This is a genomic window from Alkalicoccus saliphilus (genome assembly GCF_003044065.1).
Classification (GTDB): Bacteria; Bacillota; Bacilli; order Bacillales; family Salisediminibacteriaceae; genus Alkalicoccus; species Alkalicoccus saliphilus.
This window is the reverse complement of sequence record NZ_PZJJ01000020.1, coordinates 19,897-41,713: the sequence shown is the minus strand read 5'-3', so window position 1 is coordinate 41,713 and position 21,817 is coordinate 19,897. Positions and strand designations below refer to the sequence as shown.

Genomic DNA, 21,817 nt, shown 5'->3' with positions numbered 1-21,817 from the left:
CACATAGGCGGCTGTTTTTCCAGCAGATCGCAGAATTTTTTCCCCGGTTTCCGTCTCTCTTTCAAGGATCGCTTTTCCCAAGTACGACATAAGCGTATAAACGTGCCTTTTCTGCGGACGATCCGTCGAAAAAGAGTCGTTCAGAGGGGTCCGGTGGTTGTTTCTACCAACTTTTCCTGGAATTCTACCAGCCTCCGGCGGAATAGTTCCAACCGTCCCCATATTTCTGCCAACTAATGTCTTTTTAATTCCAAATAAGTACAATAATACCAAATATACGTTTAATTCTACCAAATCCCCTCATAATTCTACCAATGAACGAAGAGGCGGCTGAAACAGCAAAAGGTTCAGGCAGTTTAGCTGTCCTGAACCTTCACTGATCCCTATTTGCGGCCGGAACCGGCTTACAGGTTGCGCCGGTACTGGCCTCCTACTTCGTACAGAGCGGAAGTAATCTGTCCGAGGCTTGCGGAGCGGACAGTCGTCATCAGCTCGGCGAAAATGTTTCCGCCGTCAAGTGCTGTCTGCTTTAAAGCTTCGAGTGCTCTTTCTCCTTCTGAGGCGTGCTCATTCTGGAATTCTTTCAGTTCGTTGATCTGAGCTTCCTTCTCTTCTTTGGAAGCCCGGGCCAGCTCCATATCGAAATCTTCTTCGGATGGAGGATTCGGGTTCAGGTATGTGTTTACCCCGACAATCGGCAGGTCGCCGTTGTGCTTTTTCGTTTCGTAAAGCAGTGACTCTTCCTGTATTTTGCCGCGCTGATACTGTGTTTCCATCGCACCGAGCACACCGCCGCGGTCGCTCATTCTTTCCATTTCCAGAAGAACAGCTTCCTCGACAAGGTCGGTCAGCTCTTCAATAATGAAGGCACCCTGCTGGGAATTTTCGTTTTTGGCAAGACCCATCTCTTTCGTAATGATAAGCTGAATCGCCATCGCGCGGCGGACACTTTCCTCTGTCGGCGTGGTCACCGCTTCGTCATACGCATTCGTATGAAGGGAGTTGCAGTTGTCGTAAATAGCCATCAGCGCCTGCAGCGTCGTACGGATGTCGTTAAAGTCGACTTCCTGGGCGTGCAGCGAGCGGCCGGACGTCTGAATGTGGTACTTCAGCTTCTGGCTGCGTTCGTTGGCCCCGTACTTCCGCTTCATCGCTACAGCCCAGATACGTCTTGCTACCCGGCCGATCACGGAATATTCCGGATCTAGGCCGTTACTGAAGAAGAATGACAGGTTCGGTGCAAAATCATTAATATCCATGCCCCGGCTCAAATAGTACTCCACGTACGTAAAGCCGTTTGAAAGGGTGAAAGCCAGCTGGCTGATCGGGTTCGCCCCGGCTTCTGCGATATGGTAGCCGCTGATGGACACCGAATAGTAGTTGCGTACTTTCTTGTCGATAAAGTACTGCTGGATATCCCCCATCATACGCAGGGCAAATTCTGTGGAAAAAATACACGTGTTCTGTCCCTGGTCTTCTTTTAAAATGTCGGCCTGCACGGTACCGCGGACAACATTCAGTGTTTCATCCTGAATTTTTTCCATTTCGGCATTGTCCGGGCTTCTGCCTTCCTGCTCCACGAACCTGTCGATCTGCTGGTCGATCGCTGTGTTCATGAACATTGCGAGAATGATCGGAGCCGGGCCGTTGATCGTCATCGATACAGACGTGGACGGAGCAGTAAGGTCGAATCCGGAATACAGCTGCTTCATATCATCGAGCGTACAGATGCTTACTCCGCTTTCTCCGACTTTTCCGTAAACGTCCGGACGATGTCCCGGGTCCTCCCCGTAAAGTGTTACGGAGTCAAAGGCCGTACTGAGACGCTTCGCATCCTCGCCGTCCGACAAATAATGAAAGCGGCGGTTCGTCCGCAGCGGACTTCCTTCTCCGGCAAACTGACGCTTCGGATCTTCGCCGCGTCGTTTAAATGGGAAAACTCCCGCCGTATACGGATAGGATCCCGGCACGTTTTCCTGACGCACCCAGCGGACGATTTCTCCGTAGTCCCGGAATTTCGGGAGGGCCACTTTCGGAATATTAATTCCGGAAAGAGAGCGCGTCTTCATCTCTGTGACGATTTCTTTGTCCCGTACTTTTGTTACAAACGTTTCCTGAGCATAGGCTTCTTTCGTCGCTTCCCACGTGTCCAGCGTTTTCTTTACGTCCGGAAGCAGCTCTGCTTCCAGTTTTTCTTTCACAGCCGGAAGACTGTCCTGCTCGATACCTTCTTCTTTTAAAACTTCCATCGTTCCTTCCACCTGGAACAGGCGGCGCGCTTTTTCGACCTGTCCTTCTGTTTCTTTGTGATATTTTTTCACCGTATCGGCAATTTCCCGGAGGTAATGTATCTGGTCCGGTGGAATCACTGCGTTACGGAGCTGGATTTCGTCATTCTTTCCGAGATCGGTTTCCCAGCCGGCTCCTGTTTTTTCGTTAAGCACCTGAACGAGCTCGTAGAAGAGCCGGTTAGTGCCGGGATCGTTGAACTGGCTGGCTACAGTGCCGTATACCGGCATATTTTCGGGATCTTCTTCAAATCGCATGTGGCTGCGCTGATACTGCTTGCGGACTTCCCGCCGGGCATCCTCTGAACCTTTCCGGTCAAACTTATTGATCGCGATCAGATCCGCAAAATCAATCATGTCGATTTTTTCAAGCTGGGAAGGCGCCCCGAATTCACTCGTCATCACGTACATTGATACGTCCGAAACATCCGTTACGGCAGCATCCCCCTGTCCGATCCCGCTCGTTTCCACGATAATCAGGTCATAGCCTGCGAGACGGACAACCGGAATCGCTTCCGACACGGCTTTGGAAAGCTCCTGCCGGCTGTCACGGGTCGCAAGGGATCTCATATACACACGTTCGTGATGAATCGCGTTCATGCGGATACGGTCACCGAGAAGTGCCCCGCCCGTTTTCTTTTTCGTCGGGTCGACAGACAGAATCGCAATCGTTTTATCCGGAAACGCCCGGAGGTAGCGGCGGACAAGTTCGTCTGTGAGGGAGCTTTTTCCCGCTCCACCGGTTCCGGTAATACCGAGAACGGGGGCTTTTGTACCTGCGGACTGCTGAATATCATCCAGCTCGCTGTTTTCTTCTTCGGAAAGTTCTTCCCCGAAGGAACGTTTTTCGGCCAGCGTAATGTACTTTGCTACGACGCGGTGTTCCTTCGATTTCAGCTGATCCACCGACATTTTTTGTGCCGGTGTTTCAAAATCACACGCTTCCATAATTTCATCAATCATTCCCTGGAGACCGATTTTCCGTCCGTCTTCGGGAGAAAAAATCCGGCGTATCCCATGATCGTGTAGCTCTTTGATTTCGGACGGGATGATTACACCGCCTCCGCCCCCGAAAAGCTGGATATGGCTTGCTCCAAGACTTTCCAGCTCATCGTAAAGGTATTTAAAATACTCCACGTGCCCTCCCTGATAGGAGGAAATGGCAATTCCCTGTACGTCTTCCTGGATGGCTGCCTGTACAACTTCACCAACGGAACGATTGTGCCCGAGATGAATGACTTCTGCTCCGGATGCCTGAAGCATACGGCGCATAATGTTGATGGAAGCATCGTGTCCGTCAAACAATGCCGAAGCTGTAACGAAACGAACAGGATGCTCTGGCTGATAGCTCAATCTAAACCCTCCTTATGAATATAACTCTGGTCCTGAAAATACGTGCGGCTTTTTTTCTTATAAATGCAGTGGATATTAACAAATCTCTTAAAGGTACGATAAAGTAAGACCGGACTCCCGGAAAAAGGACTTCCCTCAATATCAGCCGGTCCTCTTTACCCAGGCTTTAAGATTCGACGTTTTCGGCCGATGATTTGACGGAAAACCCGTAAAACAGCTGCTGCAGCTGATACCGGACGTACTCATCGATTGTAAATTCCTTCTGAAGCGCCCAGCGGCGGAACGTCCACATCTGGCCGAGAACGAGTATTTGATGGGCAGCGAGAGACACCTGCCGGTCGTTCAAAGTGATCAGTCCGGCTTCCCTCACCCGCCCCAGCTCGACTTCAAACATTTCTTTCATCCGCATTTCCTTCTGAAGAACGTATTTGAGTGCGTCACCTGAAAGTGATTTTGTCTCCTGATACATCACAAGCACTTCGTCCTGCAGTACATCTACGACCCGGAAATAAGCTTCCACTACCTGCTCCAGCCGCTCCATTCCCGTCAATTCCTTATCGAGGAGCTTTTCCCACTTCCGGACAACTTCGTCATAGACGGAATCACAGACGAGGTAGAGAATGTCTTCTTTGGATCCGATATATTCATAGAGCGTACCGATACTGAACCCGGAAGCTTTTGCCACCTCCCTGGTAGTCGCTTTATGATAGCCTTTTTCATTAAAAAGCTGGACAGCCGCTTTAACGATCTGGGCACGGCGTTTATCAATCAGCCGCTGGTCCTTCACGAGGGAAGGAACGTCTTTTTTCGGCAAGGGGCTCACTTCCTTCCTTTCTGGTACTGTTCATACACGGCTTCTGCCAGCTCATATGGATCACCGCCCGCGGCATTTTCCATGACGTTCTGGACATTCGGTGCGGCGTCTTCCCGGAACCGTTCGAGGACGCGGCGCCACACATCAGACTCCAGCTGACGGTTCCTTCGTTCCTCTTTTTCTCCACTGTCCTTCAAATAGCCGTGGTGGGCTTTTAAAGCTTCCACTACGTCATCCGTCCCTTTCCCGCTCGTAGAAACCGTTTCTACAATCCGGCGGTGTTCGGGTGCTCCGGATATGTGGAGCAGATCCTCCAGTTCCGCCCGGAGCTGCGTGACCCCCGGGAGGTCTGCTTTGTTTATTACAAACAGGTCGGCGATTTCCATAATACCTGCTTTAAATGCCTGGATAATATCGCCTCCGGAAGGGTACAGTACGAGCGCCACGGTGTCGGCTGTTTTCATAATATCCAGCTCCGACTGTCCAACGCCTACGGTTTCCACAATCACCCGGTCGTATCCTGCGGCATCGAGCAGGCGCACGGTATCCTGGCACGCTTCCGAAAGCCCGCCGAGGCTGCCTCTCGTACCCATGCTCCGGATGAAAACCCCGCGGTCCGCATCGTGGTCATGCATCCGGATGCGGTCGCCCAGAAGAGCGCCGCCTGAAAACGGGCTCGTCGGGTCCACCGCTATAACGGCTACTTTTTCTCCGTTACGGCGCCAGTGCTTGACAAGCTGGTTCACGAGGGAGCTTTTGCCCGCTCCCGGGGAACCGGTAATGCCGATAACCTGGGCACGGCCGGTGTGGGCGTGAACCTGTTTCATCAGTTCCCGCTGGGCAGGCGCACGATCCTCGACGATGGAAATAGCTTTTCCCAAAGCGCGCTCACTGCCCCGGAGCAGGGAATCGATCTGAGATTGTTCCATCGTCTTCCCTCCTTAGTCCTGCATCAGCATTTTAGATATTACGAGACGCTGAATTTCATTCGTTCCTTCATATATCTGCGTAATTTTGGCATCACGCATGTAACGCTCCACCGGATAGTCTTTCGTAAAGCCGTAGCCGCCGTACACCTGCACAGCTTCCACCGTTACTTCCATGGCAGAATCTCCGGCAAACAGCTTGGACATGGCGGAAGCTTTTCCATACGGAACGCCTTCGGATTCTTTCCATGCCGCTTGATAAGTAAGGAGGCGGGAAGCTTCCACCTTCGTCGCCATATCCGCCAGTTTGAAACCGAGACCCTGGTGCTGGCCGATCGGTTTTCCGAACTGCTTGCGTTCTTTCGCGTATTCCACCGCTTTGTCGAGTGCTCCCTGGGCAATCCCGACAGCCTGGGCTGCGATACCGTTCCGGCCGCCGTCAAGTGTTGTCATCGCGACTTTGAAACCTTCTCCTTCTTCTCCGAGGCGGTTCCCTGCCGGTACACGGACGTTATCCATAATTACTTCGAGAGTCGGCGAGGAACGGATACCGAGTTTTTTCTCTTTCTTGCCCATCGTAAAGCCGTCCATTCCTTTCTCTACGATAAAGGCAGTGATACCTTTATGCTTCTTCTCTGCATCAGTCATCGCAAAAACGATATACAAGTCAGCTGCCCCGCCGTTCGTAATCCAGACTTTGGAACCGTTGAGAATGTAGTCGTCCCCGTCACGTTTTGCTGTCGTTTTCATCGCTGCCGCGTCACTTCCGGATCCCGGTTCACTCAGGCAGTAGGCACCGAGCTTTTTTCCTTCCGCCATCGGACGGAGAAACTGCTGCTTCTGCTCTTCGGTACCGAACGTATAAATCGGCCACCCGGCAAGCGACACGTGCGCAGACAAGGTTACACCTGTTGAGGCACAGACGCGTGACAGTTCCTCGACCGCTATAACGTAGCTCAAATAGTCCGCTCCGATCCCGCCGTATTCTTCCGGCCACGGGATTCCTGTCAGGCCGAGTTCTCCCATCTGATCAAAAATGCCGCGGTCGAATCTTTCTTCCTCGTCTCTTTCTGCTGCAGTCGGTTCCACTTCCTTCTCGGCAAAATCCCTTACCATTTTACGGATCATTTCCTGCTCATCTGTCAGTTGAAAATTCATAACTATTTACCCCTTTCACTCGTTTCCGGACAACGATGCCGGTTCTTTAATATGTTTTACTGCTTCATCAGGCTCTTATTAATAACAATGCGCTGAATTTCATTTGTTCCTTCATATATCTGCGTTACTTTTGCATCCCGGAAAAACCGCTCCACAGGGTATTCTTCCGTGTAGCCGTATCCTCCAAACACCTGTACAGCCTCGACCGCTGTTTTCATAGCCGTGTCGGAAGCAAACATTTTTGCCATCGACGCTTCTTTACCGGAAGGAAGGCCGCGGGTGCGAAGATCGGCTGCCCGGTACGTAAGAAGCTTTGCGGCTTCCACCTGGGTCGCCATATCTGCCAGCTTAAAGCCGAGTCCCTGGTGCTGACCGATCGGCTTTCCGAACTGTTTTCTTTCTTTGGCATAGGCCGTGGCTGCTTCGAGCGCACCCTCAGCGATTCCGAGAGCCTGGGCGGCGATGCCGATTCTTCCTGCATCGAGGTTGGCCATCGCAATTTTAAATCCATCTCCTTCTCCTCCGAGAAGATTTTCTTTCGGTACGAGGCAATTATCGAAAGCAAGCGGTGTCGTGCTCGAACCGCGGAGTCCCATCTTTTTTTCGGGAGTGAGCGCTTCCAGGCCGGGAGTATCCTTTTCTACAATAAAGGCGCTGATGTCCCGGCTTCCTCCTTCACTGCCTGTTTTAGCGAATACAATGTACGTATCGGCATATCCACCGCTCGTGATCCACATTTTCGTTCCATTTAATACGTAGTGGTCCCCTTTGAGAACAGCGGTCGTTTTCATCGAGGACACATCGCTTCCCGCTCCCGCTTCGGAAACTGCAAAGGCTCCCAGATACTCCCCGGAAGCAAGCTTTGGAATGTACTTCTGCTTCTGCTCTTCCTTTCCGAAATAAAGAATCGGATTCGTACCTACGGACGTATGTACAGAGAGGATTACCCCTACTGCAGCACTGACTTTGGAAAGCTCATGGATCGCAATCATGTAGGACGTATAATCCATACCGGATCCGCCGTACTTTTCAGGGATCGGCATGCCCATCAGCCCGAGCTCTCCCATTTCTTTAATTATCTCTGAAGGAAACGTTTCGTGTTCCTCCATCTGTTTGACAGCGGAAGCTACTTTTTCTTCAGCAAACTGGCGTACCATACGCCGCGTCATTTCCTGTTCTTCTGTAAACTGCAGGTTCATGCTGCACACCCTTTCTAGTCGTAAGCGTAGAAGCCTCTGCCGCTTTTCTTACCGAGCCACCCGGCTTTTACATATTTTCTTAACAGCGGGCAGGGACGATATTTATCGTCGCCGAGTTCGTTGTGGAGTGTTTCCATAATGTACAGGCACGTATCCAGCCCGATAAAATCAGCGAGCGTAATCGGCCCCATCGGGTGATTCATACCAAGTTTCATGACTTCATCGATATCCTCTGCAGAAGATACTCCTTCGTACAGGGTGAAAATGGCTTCATTAATCATTGGCATCAAAATACGGTTGGATACAAAGCCCGGGAAGTCGTTTACTTCCACCGACGTTTTCTTCAGCGAAGATGCCATCTCTGCTACAGCCTTGTATGTTTCATCCGATGTCTGAAGACCGCGGATAATTTCTACCAGCTTCATAATCGGCACCGGGTTCATAAAGTGCATCCCGATCACTTTTTCCGCACGTTTTGTCATGGCCGCGATTTCTGTAATCGGCAGCGAAGAAGTATTAGTTGCAAGAATAGCGTGCGCAGGAGCTCTGTTATCCAGCTGCTGGAAAAGATTCTTTTTCACTTCCATATTTTCCACCGCTGCTTCGATCACGATATCCACGTTTTCCGCATTGGAAAGATCGGTGGAAGGTTGAATTCTCCTGAGAATTCTTTCTTTATCTGCATCGGAAATTCTCTCTTTTTCCACTTCCCGTTCCAGACGTTCTTTTATTCCCTGCTTACCTTGTTCCGTCAGTGATTCTTCCAAGTCGTGCAGAAAGACGTCATAACCGCCTGCTGCACAGACCTGGGCGATGCCGGAACCCATCTGTCCGGCACCGATCACCATTACCTGTTTGATTTCCATGTTTTCTTCCTCCTCTGTCCTCTGCTTTACGGTGTTACTTCAATCATGACAGCATCTCCCTGGCCGCCGCCGCTGCATATAGCTGCGATGCCGGTGCCGCCTCCACGGCGCTTCAATTCGTACGCCAGTGCCAGAATAATCCGGGCTCCGCTTGCACCGATCGGATGGCCGATGGCCACTGCCCCGCCGTTGACGTTCAGTTTTTCCGGATCGAGTCCGGCGATCTGGCCGCTTGCAAGAGAAACGGCTGCGAACGCTTCATTCACTTCAAACAGGTCGATGTCCTCCAGCTTTTTACCGGTTTTCTTCAGCAGCTGGTTAATAACAAGGCCCGGTGTTTTTGGAAAGTTTTCCGGTTTCACAGCAAGCTCCGTATGGCCGGTAATAACGGCCAGCGGCTTTTTTCCTTCCGCTTCCGCTTTTTCTTCTGACATCAGAACCATTGCCGCTGCTCCGTCGTTCACTCCGGGAGCATTGCCGGCCGTAATCGTTCCATCTGCACCGAAAGCCGGACGGAGTTTCTGCAGGCTTTCGATGGATGCATCTTTCCTTGGTGCTTCATCATGCTCGACGACTACCGGATCTTTTTTCCGCTGAGGCACTTCCACCGGAACGATCTCTTCATTCTTTCCTTCTTCCATCGCTTTCACAGCTTTCTGATGGCTGCGGTAGGACCATTCGTCCTGCTTTTCTCTTGTCAGTCCGTACTCTTCCGCGGTTTTATTTCCGTACGTTCCCATATGGGCTCCTGTAAACGAGCATGTCAGGCCGTCGTGGATCATCAGGTCGGTGAAGGAATGATCCCCCATCCGCAGACCGAAACGGGCTCCTTTCACAAAATAAGGCGCCTGGCTCATGGATTCCATTCCACCGGCTACAACTGTTTCCTGTTCCCCTGCACGGATCAGAATGTCACCAAGCGTGACGCTTCGCATTCCGGAGGCACATACTTTGTTGATTGTTTCTGTACCTGTCTGCCAAGGAATACCGGCTTCCTGCTGCGCCTGCCTGGACGGAAGCTGTCCCTGACCGCCCTGCAGAACGGATCCCATCAGTACGTGATCAATGTTTTCCGGAGAAACTTCTCCACGTTCGAGAGCGGCTTTGATAGCCTCCCCCCCGAGCTGTGCTGCTGTGAAGGAAGCGAGTGCTCCCCCCATACGGCCTACCGGTGTCCTTGCTCCGCTTACAATTACCGTTCTAGTCATTTCCAGACCCCCTGTAAATTTTGTAAAAGTAAACCTGCAGTGCCCTTCCTCTATGCCACATCAGGAAGCGGCGCTAAACGATTGAACGCTCGTTCAGAATGATTTTAAAAATAAAAGCGCTTTCATCCCTATTGTAAATCAAATCCGCTTTTCTGTCTGCTCTTTTCTGGAAAAAACTCATTTTGAACATACAAAAAACTCCCGCCGGCAGCAAAGCCGGAGCGGGAGTTTTTACAGCACGTATTAAACGGCTGCCGGTTCTTCCTTTTTCACGATGGAGCGTTCAAGAATTTCCGCGACGTCGAGCGTCTGGACATCCTCTTCCGCTTCCTTCGCCTTCGTTCCGTCGCTCATCATCGTGAGGCAGTACGGACAGGCGCTTCCGATCATCGAGGACGAGGTGGCAAGGGCCTGCTCGGTGCGGGCGATGTTCACGCGCGTCCCGGTGTCTTCCTCCATCCACATCATCCCGCCGCCGGCGCCGCAGCACATACCGTTTTCGCGGTTGCGTTCCATTTCCACGAGTTCGACCCCAGGGATCGCCTTCAGAATCTCCCGCGGCGGATCATACACATCGTTGTAGCGTCCGAGATAACAGGAGTCGTGGTAGACAATCTGCTCGTTCACTTCGTACGTCGGCTGGATGCGTCCTTCCCGGATCCACTGGAACAACAGCTCGCTGTGGTGGTAGATTTCCGCCTCGAGCCCGAAGTCCGGGTACTCGTTTTTAAACGTGTTGTACGTATGCGGATCAATCGTCACGATTTTTTTGATGTCATTTTTCTGGAATTCTTCAATGTTCGCCTGCGCGAGCTCCTGGAACAGGAATTCGTTCCCGATCCGGCGCGGCGTATCCCCGGAGTTTTTCTCCTTGTTACCGAGAATCGCGAACTTGATGCCGGCTTCGTTCATGATTTTCGCAAACGACTGGGCCACTTTCATGCTCCGGTTGTCGTAGGAGCCCATCGAGCCGACAAAGAAAAGAAACTCAAATTCTTCTTCGCGTTTTTTCATTTCACGGACCGTCGGTACGTCGATATCGTCGCGGCCGTCGCGCCATTTTTCGCGTTCCTTCCGGTTGATGCCCCACGGGTTCCCCTGCTTCTCGATGTTTTTCATCGTGCGCTGGGTATCCGGGTCCATCTTTCCTTCGGTCATCACGAGGTAGCGGCGCATATCAATAATTTTATCCACGTGCTCGTTCATTACCGGGCACTGGTCTTCACAGTTTCGGCACGTCGTGCAGCCCCACAGCTCTTCTTCGGTGATGACGTCCCCGATCAGGTTCACGTCGTACGGATTGATCTCCATCCCCTTCGCGCCTTCCGGTCCGGCCGCTGCCAGCTGGTTGCCGCGGGTGTTTTTGAACGCCGGGGTTGGCATCCACGGGCTCTGGGACGTGACCGCAGCCCCTTTTTCCGTGAGATGGTCCCGCATCTTTAAGATGAGGTCCATCGGCGAAAGCATCTTCCCGGTACCGGTCGCCGGACACATATTCGTACAGCGTCCGCATTCCACACAGGCGTAAAGGTCCAGCAGCTGCTTCTGGTCAAAATCTTCGATCTGGTTCTTTCCGAATTTTTCCGCTTCTTCGTCCTCAAAATCAATCGGCTCCAGCTGGCCGCGCTTATGCGTCGGTCCGAGCCAGACGTTCGCTGGTCCGGCGATGAGGTGGGCGTGCTTCGACTGCGGAATGTAGACGAGAAACACGAGCAGGAACATGAGGTGCGCCCACCAGAAAAAGAAGAATCCTGCAGCGGCAGCTGTTTCCCCGAGGGGTGCCAGACCAGCAGCCAGGCCGGAGGCGATCGGTTCAAACATCGTCAGCTCCTTGCCGAGCCAGACAAATTCCATCCCTTTGGCAAACAGCTTGGAGATCATCAGCCCGCCGATAAAGATCAGGACGAGGCCGGCTTTAAAATTCCGCTTCAGGCGGACGAGCTTTTCCACGTAGCGCCGGTGGAAAGCCCACACGACCGCGACAAGAATAAGCACAACGACGATTTCCTGGAAAAACGTAAAGAACGGATAGACCGGTCCGAGCGGCAGATGGCTCCCCGGGTTCAGCCCTTTCCAGATGACGTCGATCGCACTGAACTGGACGAGCAGGAAGCCGTAGAAAAACAGCACGTGAATAATCCCGCTTTTCTTATCCTTCAATAACTTACTCTGGCCGAACACCATGACGACCATGGCGTTGATACGCTCCTTCGTGGAGGCTAAAAAGCTTGGTTTATGCCCCAGCTTGATGTAGTCGATACGCGTTTTAACAAGCCTTGCAAAAAGATACACAGCGTAAGCGGTTACAAGCAGAAACATAATCCAGTTGATAACTATCGGATTCATGGGGGGGTGCTCCTTTCTATGTGTTAGTAAAATATTGGCTGGTTGTGAAATTATTATAGCATAGTTTATACTGAATGAGCATTCATTCAGAAAGATTTTTTTACAAAAAAACACTTTTTTCTTTTCTCCTTCGTTATTATAGCATATTGAACAGAAAGTGAAAGCGTTTTCTGTTCAGCTGTGTATGAAATCTGAGTTCATTATTATAATCGTCTGCTTCAGCTTTTATTTTATGTTTCACAGGTCAGTTTTCTGCAAAATGTGGATTTCGGGGGAGACGTCACTTTACAGATATTTTGTTCTCAGCTGACCGCTGTCTGCATCCTCCCCAGAAAGCAGCCCATTTAAAACACGAGTTTTGACAGAAGCTTTTATTTGAAATTTTTCAGTTCCGATGCAAAAAACCACCTTCCCTGGTCAATTTTGTTATAATGAGGTAATGAAAAGCTATGCTGAATTGTGAGGAAACTGGAGGACTGGACATGAAGAAATTACGCTGGACAGCTGCGGCGGTGGCTGCGTGGATATCACTGGATCTGTATCTCGGTCAAAAAGCACATCACAAGAAAAAAGAGGATTTTCAGCCACCGGATTTCACGAGTGGAAAACCGCGCTTTTTCCGGCGCGGGGATGAACTGTTTGCCCATATGCTTAAACGTATCCGCAGAGCGGAGAATCATATTTATATGAACTTTTATATTTTCAGAAATGACGAGGTAGGCTCTGATATTATGGATGCCTTAATGGAAAGAGCCCGGGCAGGAGTGACCGTCAATCTTTTGATCGACTGGCTCGGTGCCCGAATCGCTCCCGCAAAACGCCGGGAACTGAAGGAAGCCGGAGTAAAGCTCGAATATTCCCAGAAACCGAAACTCCCTTTCCTTTTTTATTCACTTAACGAACGAAACCATCGTAAAGTGACCGTGATCGACGGGGAACATGCCTACGTCGGCGGATTTAACGTCGGTGATGAATATACAGGCAACGATCCGATGATCGGTTCCTGGCGCGATTACCATCTTTATATCCGGGGAGTAGCCGTCGCTTCGCTCGGTCGGCAGTTTGCAAGAGACTGGCACAGTGCCTGCGGGGAAAAGCTCGAAATTGAGCTGCCGGAGCATCAGCCGGATAATGAAATACCTATTCAGTTTATTTCTTCTGACGGTGAACACGTGGCCGCTCATTTTACCAACCTCTTTAAGCGGGCAGAAAAATCTGTATTGATCGGAACCCCTTACTATATTCCGGGCCCGGCCATGCAGAAGGAAGTACTTAAACTTGCCAGACGAGGAATTAAAGTCCGCATACTTATTCCGAAAAATCCAGACCACCCATTAGTAAAGGATGCTGCCCTTCATTATTTTGCAGAGCTCCTGGAAGCCGGTGTGGATGTCCGCCAGTTCAAGTACGGTTTTTACCACTCCAAAATTATTCTCGTCGATAATACTATTCTCGATATCGGGACGGCCAATTTTGATATGCGGAGCTTTAACTTAAATCACGAAGTAAACTGTACGATTGAAGATGACGAATGGATCAGCAGTGTCGTCGGAAAAGTAGAAACCGACTTTTTTAAACACAGTGAAAAAATTACGCTGAATTACCTGCGCAGCCGAACGCGCTGGGAAAAAACGCGGGAGCATACTGCCATGATGTTTTCATCCTGGCTATAAAATCTCCTCAAATAGTTTATCCCGGGAAAGATAGGGTATATATTCTTTAACAGCATGAATCGACACCTCAGAATTTAATGTTTATTGCTGCTGCCTTTCTACGGGTGGCAGCAATTTCTATTTTCAGCAGCCAAATGAATTTGATTATCTTTCTCACTATTTAAGAGGGGGGAGCCTCAATGACTACTGCTGCATCCAATTTATATAAAGGAATAAGAACCGTGCCCGGGTTTAAGCACCGGGAGCTGATTTTCGCTCTTACCGGCGGATTATTCCTCGTACTCGGCCTCGTCACAGAACCTGGTCCTCTTTCTGTTCTGTTTTATGTACTTTCCTACGTAACCGGCGGATACTTTAAAACAAAAGAAGGTATTCTGGATCTGATTCATGAGCACTCTCTGAATGTTGAAATTCTTATGATACTTGCTGCACTCGGGGCTGCCGTTATCGGTTTTTGGAGTGAAGGTGCCATTCTTATCTTTATTTTCGCCATGAGCGGCGCCCTGGAAACGTATACGATACAAAAAAGTGAAAAAGACCTTTCCACACTTGTCAAACTGGCTCCTATGGAAGCGGTTCGTCTGAACAGCCGTGGAGAAGGTATCACTGTCAAAGTCGAATCCCTCCGGCCGGGAGATACAATCCTCGTAAAGAATGGAGAACGGGTGCCCGCCGACGGCATCGTTCTTACAGGAAGCTCTGCAGTCGATGAAGCCCCGATCACCGGTGAATCAGTGCCTGTAGAAAAACTGAAAGGCGACGGGGTATATGCCGGCACGATGAACGGGGCCGGCTCCTTAACCGTAGAAGTCACGAAAGAAAATAAGGATTCCCTGTTTCAAAAAATGGTGCAGCTTGTGGAACAGGCCAAAACAAGCCGCCCGCCTTCCCAGCAGCTGATCGAACGTATCGAAGGTCCTTACGTTATAACGGTGCTCGTTGTCGTAACACTGATGCTTATCGTCCCCCCGCTGCTGTTCGCGGCCCCTTTTGAAGCAACATTTTACCGCGCGATGGTACTGCTCGTCGTTGCCTCTCCATGTGCTGTAGTAGCTTCCGTCATGCCTGCCCTGCTTTCAGCGATTTCCACCGGCGCCCGGCACGGTATTCTATCCAAAGGCGGTATTCCTCTTGAACAGCTGACCCGTATTCATGCCGTAGCCGTCGATAAAACAGGAACTTTAACACAAGGTGAACCTCGTGTCGTCAAGTCTTTTCTGGAACCGCAGGCAGTGGAAGAACAAAAGCTGCTTGCGGTCATTGCCGGGGTGGAAGCCCAATCTTCCCATCCTCTTGCGCGGGCAGTGGTCAAGCACGCAGCGAAAGTTACTCCGGAGCAGGCTTCCATCGATCAGGTGACGGACCATACCGGTCACGGAGTGGAAGCTGCAGTCGGCGGCGACCGGTGGCTGATCGGCAACGAAGCTCTTACTTCACACGGCAGCTGGTCGGAAGAAGCACGGAAGGCGCACGCTGAATGGACGAAAACCGGCCACACTGTTATTTTCATTATGAAAAACGATTCGCCTCAGGCACTGCTCGGACTGAAGGATGAAATACGTCCGGAAGCAAAAAAATTTATCAGCGAGCTGAAGCGTCATAACGTTCATACGGTGATGATTACCGGGGATAACGAACAGACAGCTGAAGCAATCTCCCGTGAAATCGGCCTCGATTCGTGGATTTCCAAATGCCTTCCGGAAAGAAAAGTCACAGAGATCGAAAAGCTGCAGAAAGAATACGGCTCGGTATTGATGATCGGCGATGGCGTAAACGATGCTCCGGCAATGGCACGTGCAGATATCGGTATTGCTATGGGATCCGGAACAGATGTAGCCATTGAAACGGCCGATCTTGTGCTTATGAAAAGCGAACTTTCCAAAATCCGGCTGGCTTTTCGTTTATCCCACCGGCTGAAAAAAGTTGTAACGCAGAATCTGATTTTTTCTGTTGCAGTTATTATTATGCTCATTACGGCTAATTTTCTTCCGCAGGTGCACCTGAGTCTTCCACTTGGGGTTATCGGACATGAAGGAAGTACGATTCTCGTTATTCTGAACGGCTTGCGCATGCTGAGAGCCTGATTCGAAAAAAAAACAGTGCTCTTTTATCCAGAGCACTGTTTTTATGTGAAAAATTGAAGGATTCGTTGAGCGAAGCTGTTTCTTCCGGAAACTGAAACTTATTCTTCACAGGAAACAGACCAGGTGACTGCTAAAAACCCAAGCTGATCTTCGGTGACTGTACCGCCGCTGTCTCTGCAGTCCTGTACACTCTTCGAATACCCGCTGTAGCTGAATGCTGCAGCCATGAGGAAAGTAACTGCCAGGAAAATTACAAGTAGAAGGTATTTTCTTTTGTTTGTCTGCAATTTACAGTCCTCCCTCGACAAATATTGTCCTGTCTTCTCTTTTTCTAGGATGCTGGACCGTTTTCCTCCCGCCTTACATCTTTTTTCAAAACAGCCGGCGGAAAACTATTGTTTCACAAGAAAAGGCCGCCGCCCTTCGACCTGGCTGCCCAGATCTTTCATGGACAACTTTTTTATCGTTCCTGTCTTCTTAAATTCTTCGTACATTTCTTTTGGCAGCTTATCAAACTCCGCCTGTTCCTCGATAGAAAGTCCATACCAGACTTCGGTAATCCCGCTCCAATAAATCGCCCCGAGACACATCGGACATGGTTCACAGTTCGTGTAAAGTACGCAGTCGGACAAGTTTAATGTCTGCAGCTTGCTGCCTGCTTTTTGAATCGCACGCATTTCTCCATGGGCTGTCGGATCAAAAGATGCTTTGGCGTCGTTCACCCCGTACGCTGCTGCCTCCCCGTTCCTTACAATGATCGAAGCAAAAGGGCTCTGCCCCGCCTTCACGTTATCCTCTGCCATTCGAATACATTTTTCCATCCAGTAGTCGTGGTTTTTTGTCATTATTACCGCCTCCTGCTCCTGTTTTTCCCTCTTTTGTTTTCTTTTAGGCTTTATGAAGAGATAAATTGGAGGACAAACCGCATGGATAGTCCGGGAAAGTACGGCTGATCGCAGTCCGGCCCGGCTGCTGTTTATCAGGACCCGTTAGTATGGGCAGAGAAAATAGTCCAGTAAAAAAGGGGAATCCTTTCGTTCAGGAGGGCAGGCGCGGTAATTCTACCAAATAGGGGCGGAATTCTTTCAACTTCTCTCCGGAATAGTACCAACTCCGGCCGTAATTCTACCAACTTTCAATTTTTTTCTTTCAAATAAGGATAATACTACCAAATCACAGGTTAATTCTACCAACTTTCTTTATAATTCTACCGGCTTCACCTGCCGAAAACTTAAAAAAGCCTCCTGTACAGTCCGAAGAGGCTGTACTGGAGGCATAAAGCTAAGCAAAAAATGATGTGGAAACCCACTGGAAAATTTTATATCCGAAATAGATCCCGAATATACCCATAATTCCGGGAAGTGCCGGTGGAGCTGGAATCGGGAGCTTTATCCAGGCAAAAAGAAAACCTACAATTGAACCCGCAAGCAGTGCCAATAAAACATCCTGCATTTTGTTCACCTTCCTTGTGTTCGTCTGGAACCAAATTTTTTCACTTTCTTCATAGTAGCAGAAAGAGGTACGGACATCTAGTGATAAAACTCCTATTTAGAAAATATTTTCATAGTAATTTGAAAGAATGTCAGTATTCTGCGGAATGTACTTTTTATCATTTTCATCTCTGCTTTTGTTTTGAGGAAACTTTTCACATTAAAAACCGCCCCCGTTTCGGGGACGGCCTTGAAGCTGTTATTGTTACATTCTTTCCGGTGCGTTGACGCCAACGACTTTCAGAGCATCCGCCAGCGTAATACGGACGGCTTCTACGAGAGCAAGCCGGGCTTTTGTGAGCTCTTCATCGTCTGTGAGTACTTTTTCTGCATTGTAAAAGCTGTGCAGTGTCTGTGCCAGCTCATAAACGTAGTTGGTAATACGGTGCGGTGCATGACGTTTTGCTGCATCGACGAGCGCTTCCGGGTATTCGCCGATTTTTTTCATCAGATCCTGATCTTTTTCGCTTGAAAGCGGGGAAAGATCCGCTTTTGGATCAATACTCCAGCCTTTTTCCTCTGCCTGACGAAGCATGCTGCAGATACGGGCGTGGGCATACTGCACGTAGTAAACCGGGTTTTCGTTGGATTCGGATTTGGCCAGCGTGAGATCGAAGTCAAGATGGGTTTCTGCCGCGCGCATCGCAAAGAAGTAGCGGGTCGCATCGATACCGACTTCTTCCATCAGCTCACGCATCGTCACGGCGTTACCGGTCCGTTTGCTCATTTTAACTTTTTCGCCGTTCTCAAACAGATTAACCATCTGGATAATCTGCACTGTCAGCTGCTCTTTTTCATATCCGAGCGCCTGGATGGCTGCCTGCACTCTGGGAATATAGCCGTGGTGATCTGCTCCCCAGATGTTGATCAGTTCATCAAAGCCCCGGTTAAACTTGTCTTTATGGTAGGCTATATCCGGAGTCAGGTACGTGTACGTTCCATCATTTTTTATCAGCACGCGGTCTTTATCATCCCCGTACTCTGTGGAACGGAACCAGACAGCTCCTTCGTGCTCGTATGTTTTCCCGCGCTTTTCCAGTTCATCAAGTACCGGCTGAATTTTGTTTTCGTCGTACAGCGAAGATTCAGAGAACCAGTTGTTGAACGTCACACGGAAATCAGCCAAATCGTTTTTCAGCTTGTCGGTCTCCCGCTTCAGGCCGTATTCACGGAAAAAGGCGCGGCGTTTTTCTTCTTCTTCCTCTTTAAAACGATCGCCGTAGTTTTCGGCAATTTCTTTGGCAAATCCGATGATATCTGCTCCGTGGTAGCCGTCCGCAGGCATGTCCGCTTCTGCTCCCACTTCCTGCAGGTAGCGCGCCTCAAGGGAAAGTGTCAGGTTGTCGATCTGGTTACCCGCATCGTTAATATAGTATTCCCTGGAAACATTATATCCCGTCTTCTCAAGGATATTGGAAAGAGAGTCTCCTACAGCGGCACCACGGGCGTGCCCGAGATGCAGCGTTCCGGTCGGATTGGCGGAAACAAACTCCACCTGGACGCTTGTACCTCTGCCGTAATTGGAGCGTCCGAAATTTTCCGGCTCTGCAAGAACCGTCCGGACGATATCACTCAAATAGTCCTTTTTCATAAAGAAATTAATGAATCCGGGACCGGCAATATCCAGCTTTTCCACACTGGCTGCTTCGTAGTTAATATTCGCTTTAATATCTTCCGCAATCATTTTCGGAGCTTTTTTAGCAGTACGTGCGAGCTGCATCGCCAGATTGGAGGCAAAGTCGCCGTGGTTTTTATCTTTGGGAGTTTCGATGACAATTTCCGGTATTTCTTCTTCCGATGCAAGACCTGCGGTGAGTACCGCCTGTTTCAGCTCTTCTTTCAGTCCTTGTTTCAGATCTTCTACCTGGCTCATTGAGCAACCTCCTCGAATGTCACTTTCATGTTATACGTGCCGGTAACGGAGCCCTGAAGGGTCAGAACGTACACCAGGGTGATAATTCCTTTCCCCTGCTCTTCGTTCCATTCATAATTCACTTTTTCTGTGTCGGTTTCCATCGCCATCGGTCCGTACACACTGTGATAAGTGCCTTCTGTTTTAATACCTTCGACAAACCGCTGATTCATTGCAATCGCTCCGCTTCTGCGGACCGAAAGATTTCCGTCCCGGAGCTGGATCGTCTGAGTCGTGCGTGCTTCTTCCTCTTCCCTCGGCTCCTGGAATCGGAGCACCATCAGTCCGCCTCTCCAGAGGACTTCTCCGGAAGCGTCCATGGAATGTTTTTCCCGCTGTTTCCCGTCCCGGATCGTTGTCCGGATAGAGATATCGACCGGCATTCTATTTTCCTTCATAAAATTTCACCCGTCCTTTTCCTTTATAACCAGATAATTATAACGGACAACCCGGGCATGCTTCAAGTATTCCGGCTGACTTTTTAAACAGACTGTATGTATTTCTTTCCTGCCGGGCTGAAAGATTCACTGTCACAGTACAGCGGACGACAAAAGAAGGCCGTATAGACTACCGCGGCCTTCTTTATGTGAATGTGCTCCGGCTGTGAAACGGATCGAAACGTTATGATTTGAACCCGAGCATCATTTCCCGGATCATTTTCGCAGCTGCTACAGCCGTTTTTTCCGATTGATCGTATGCCGGAGAGACTTCCACGAGATCGCATCCGACCACTTCCACACCGGATGAAGCGATGGCGTGAAGAGCTTCCAGAAGTTCTTTGGAGGTAATTCCTCCCGCCTCCGGAGTTCCTGTCCCCGGGGCATACGCCGGATCCAGTACATCAATATCCAGAGTCACATACACTTTCCGCCCTTCAAGCTCCGGAAGTTTTTTCTTCAAAGGCTCTGCTACATCAAACCGGCTCATATGCATACCGGACGTTTCGGCATAGGTGAATTCTTCTTTCATGCCTGAACGAATACCGAATGAATACACATTTTCCGGTCCGAGCAGCCGGCTTATTTTGCGTATCGGTGTGGAATGGGAAAGCGTTTCTCCCTCGTATTCCTCCCTGAGATCTGCATGGGCGTCTATATGAATAACCGTCAGATCCTTCCATTTTTTATGGGCCGCTTTCACTACGGCCCAGGAAACAAGGTGTTCTCCGCCAAGACCGACGGGGAACTTATCGTCCTGAAATAGTTGATCGGCAAGTGCTTCTATTCTATCCAGACTTTTAGCCGCGTTTCCAAAAGGAAGCAGCATGTCCCCGGCATCGTGGACGCTCAGTTCCTCCAGATCCCTGTCCAGATAGACGCTGTACTCTTCCAGTCCGATAGAGGCTTCCCGGATCCGGTTGGGACCGAAGCGGGAGCCGGGCCGGAAGCTTACGGTGTAATCCATCGGCATTCCAAAAACGACAATGTCCGCTTCTTCATATGTTTTGTCCGACATAATAAACTTCCGGCCGGAATATCCTTCATCAAAAAACATAGTGTTTTATTCTCCTTCTGTCAGGTCTTTGACGAACTTCGGCAGAGCGAAGGCCGCACGATGAATATCCTTTGTATAGTAGTTTGTCTCAAAATGGTGAAATCGTTCTTCGTCCAGCTGCAGCGGATCGTACACTTTGGAACCCAAAGTGAATGTCCAGAGGCCGCTCGGATACGTGGGAATGTTAGCCGTATAAAGGCGGGTCACCGGAAAGACTTCCGAAATATCCCGGTAGGCGTCTGTAATCAGCTGTTTATGAAACCATGGATTGTCGGTCTGTGCTACAAAAATCCCGTCGCCTTTCAGTGCTTTCGCGATCCCTTCATAAAAACCTTTTGTAAACAGATTCACTGCCGGTCCGACCGGTTCTGTGGAATCCACCATGATCACGTCGTACTGGCTGCTGCTCTCAGCAATGTGCATGAAACCGTCGGCTACCTGCACGTCCACGCGCGGATCCTCCAGTGCTCCTGCGATGGATGGAAGGTACTGTTTGGAATACTCAATCACTTTCCCGTCAATTTCCACGAGCGTCGCTTTCTGCACTTCCGGATGCTTGAGGATTTCCCGGATAACTCCTCCGTCCCCTCCGCCGACAACGAGGACGTTTTCCGGGTTCGGGTGCGTATGGAGCGGCACGTGGGCGATCATTTCGTGATAGACGAATTCGTCTTTTTCTGTCGTCATTACCATGCCGTCCAGAAGAAGCATGTTACCGAATTCTTCTGTTTCCACCATGTCCAGCTGCTGAAAATCTGTCTGCTCACTGACAAAGGTCCGCTTGATTTTGGCTGTAATGCCGAAGTGCTCTGTCTGCTTTTCTGTAAACCATATACTCACGTAATATATCCTCCTTCTTATGCGTACATAACTTCTTTAAAAGTACCTAAAATATCCTCCTTGCGCAAGAAAGAAACGAAAAAATCTCCTTCCGGCTGGTTACGGAAGGAGATTTTCAGCTTTTCTGCGGCAGAGAGGAGGAACCTCAGACGTCCTCCTGTCCACG

Annotated in this window: 17 protein-coding genes; 2 read left to right on the top strand and 15 right to left on the bottom strand. The window is 50.0% G+C overall.

Features of this window, described 5'->3' with window-relative positions:
- Positions 1-404: 404 nt before the first annotated feature.
- The 8 genes from icmF to C6Y45_RS11840 form a co-directional block, all read right to left on the bottom strand.
- The gene (gene icmF / locus C6Y45_RS11875) at positions 405-3,641 is read right to left on the bottom strand and encodes a fused isobutyryl-CoA mutase/GTPase IcmF (protein WP_107585443.1); all 3,237 of its coding nucleotides are present in this window, start codon (positions 3,639-3,641) and stop codon (positions 405-407) included.
- Between the two features lie 166 nt (positions 3,642-3,807).
- Complete coding sequence (locus tag C6Y45_RS11870; protein WP_107585442.1) at positions 3,808-4,455, bottom strand: TetR/AcrR family transcriptional regulator; 648 nt, start codon at positions 4,453-4,455, stop codon at positions 3,808-3,810.
- A gap of 5 nt (positions 4,456-4,460) precedes the next feature.
- On the bottom strand, positions 4,461-5,384 hold the full coding sequence (meaB, locus tag C6Y45_RS11865; RefSeq protein ID WP_107585441.1) for a methylmalonyl Co-A mutase-associated GTPase MeaB: 924 nt from the start codon (positions 5,382-5,384) through the stop codon (positions 4,461-4,463).
- A gap of 12 nt (positions 5,385-5,396) precedes the next feature.
- Complete coding sequence (locus C6Y45_RS11860; protein ID WP_107585440.1) at positions 5,397-6,539, bottom strand: acyl-CoA dehydrogenase; 1,143 nt, start codon at positions 6,537-6,539, stop codon at positions 5,397-5,399.
- A gap of 56 nt (positions 6,540-6,595) precedes the next feature.
- Positions 6,596-7,738: an acyl-CoA dehydrogenase gene (locus C6Y45_RS11855; protein ID WP_107585439.1), complete on the bottom strand. Its 1,143-nt coding sequence runs from the start codon at positions 7,736-7,738 to the stop codon at positions 6,596-6,598.
- Positions 7,739-7,752: 14 nt separating this feature from the next.
- Positions 7,753-8,604 (bottom strand): 3-hydroxybutyryl-CoA dehydrogenase, encoded by an 852-nt coding sequence (locus C6Y45_RS11850; protein WP_107585438.1) that lies wholly within the window; start codon positions 8,602-8,604, stop codon positions 7,753-7,755.
- A gap of 26 nt (positions 8,605-8,630) precedes the next feature.
- Positions 8,631-9,812: an acetyl-CoA C-acetyltransferase gene (locus tag C6Y45_RS11845; RefSeq protein ID WP_107585437.1), complete on the bottom strand. Its 1,182-nt coding sequence runs from the start codon at positions 9,810-9,812 to the stop codon at positions 8,631-8,633.
- Between the two features lie 243 nt (positions 9,813-10,055).
- Complete coding sequence (locus tag C6Y45_RS11840; protein WP_107585436.1) at positions 10,056-12,158, bottom strand: (Fe-S)-binding protein; 2,103 nt, start codon at positions 12,156-12,158, stop codon at positions 10,056-10,058.
- A 482-nt stretch (positions 12,159-12,640) separates the two neighbouring features.
- Here C6Y45_RS11840 and cls point away from each other — a divergent pair, with 482 nt between their 5' ends.
- Together cls and C6Y45_RS11830 are read left to right on the top strand one after the other, a co-directional pair.
- On the top strand, positions 12,641-13,831 hold the full coding sequence (cls, locus tag C6Y45_RS11835) for a cardiolipin synthase (RefSeq protein ID WP_107585435.1): 1,191 nt from the start codon (positions 12,641-12,643) through the stop codon (positions 13,829-13,831).
- Between the two features lie 179 nt (positions 13,832-14,010).
- Entirely contained in the window at positions 14,011-15,915 is a 1,905-nt protein-coding gene (locus tag C6Y45_RS11830) for a heavy metal translocating P-type ATPase (RefSeq protein ID WP_107585434.1), read from the top strand.
- Positions 15,916-16,013: 98 nt separating this feature from the next.
- Here the strand turns inward: C6Y45_RS11830 and C6Y45_RS11825 are convergent, their stop codons facing one another.
- The 7 genes from C6Y45_RS11825 to speE form a co-directional block, all read right to left on the bottom strand.
- The gene (locus C6Y45_RS11825) at positions 16,014-16,202 is read right to left on the bottom strand and encodes a hypothetical protein (RefSeq protein ID WP_107585433.1); all 189 of its coding nucleotides are present in this window, start codon (positions 16,200-16,202) and stop codon (positions 16,014-16,016) included.
- Between the two features lie 105 nt (positions 16,203-16,307).
- The gene (locus tag C6Y45_RS11820) at positions 16,308-16,760 is read right to left on the bottom strand and encodes a nucleoside deaminase (protein ID WP_107585432.1); all 453 of its coding nucleotides are present in this window, start codon (positions 16,758-16,760) and stop codon (positions 16,308-16,310) included.
- Between the two features lie 436 nt (positions 16,761-17,196).
- Complete coding sequence (locus tag C6Y45_RS11815) at positions 17,197-17,367, bottom strand: XapX domain-containing protein (RefSeq protein WP_107585431.1); 171 nt, start codon at positions 17,365-17,367, stop codon at positions 17,197-17,199.
- 243 nt (positions 17,368-17,610) lie between these two features.
- Positions 17,611-19,278, bottom strand: a complete 1,668-nt coding sequence (argS, locus tag C6Y45_RS11810) for an arginine--tRNA ligase (RefSeq protein WP_107585430.1) — start codon at positions 19,276-19,278, stop codon at positions 17,611-17,613.
- Positions 19,275-19,715 (bottom strand): YwiB family protein, encoded by a 441-nt coding sequence (locus C6Y45_RS11805; protein ID WP_107585429.1) that lies wholly within the window; start codon positions 19,713-19,715, stop codon positions 19,275-19,277. The genes argS and C6Y45_RS11805 overlap by 4 nt, the downstream gene beginning before the upstream one ends.
- Positions 19,716-19,938: 223 nt before the next feature.
- Positions 19,939-20,811 (bottom strand): agmatinase, encoded by an 873-nt coding sequence (speB, locus tag C6Y45_RS11800; RefSeq protein WP_107585428.1) that lies wholly within the window; start codon positions 20,809-20,811, stop codon positions 19,939-19,941.
- Between the two features lie 6 nt (positions 20,812-20,817).
- Positions 20,818-21,651, bottom strand: a complete 834-nt coding sequence (speE, locus tag C6Y45_RS11795; RefSeq protein ID WP_107585427.1) for a polyamine aminopropyltransferase — start codon at positions 21,649-21,651, stop codon at positions 20,818-20,820.
- Positions 21,652-21,817: the final 166 nt, after the last annotated feature.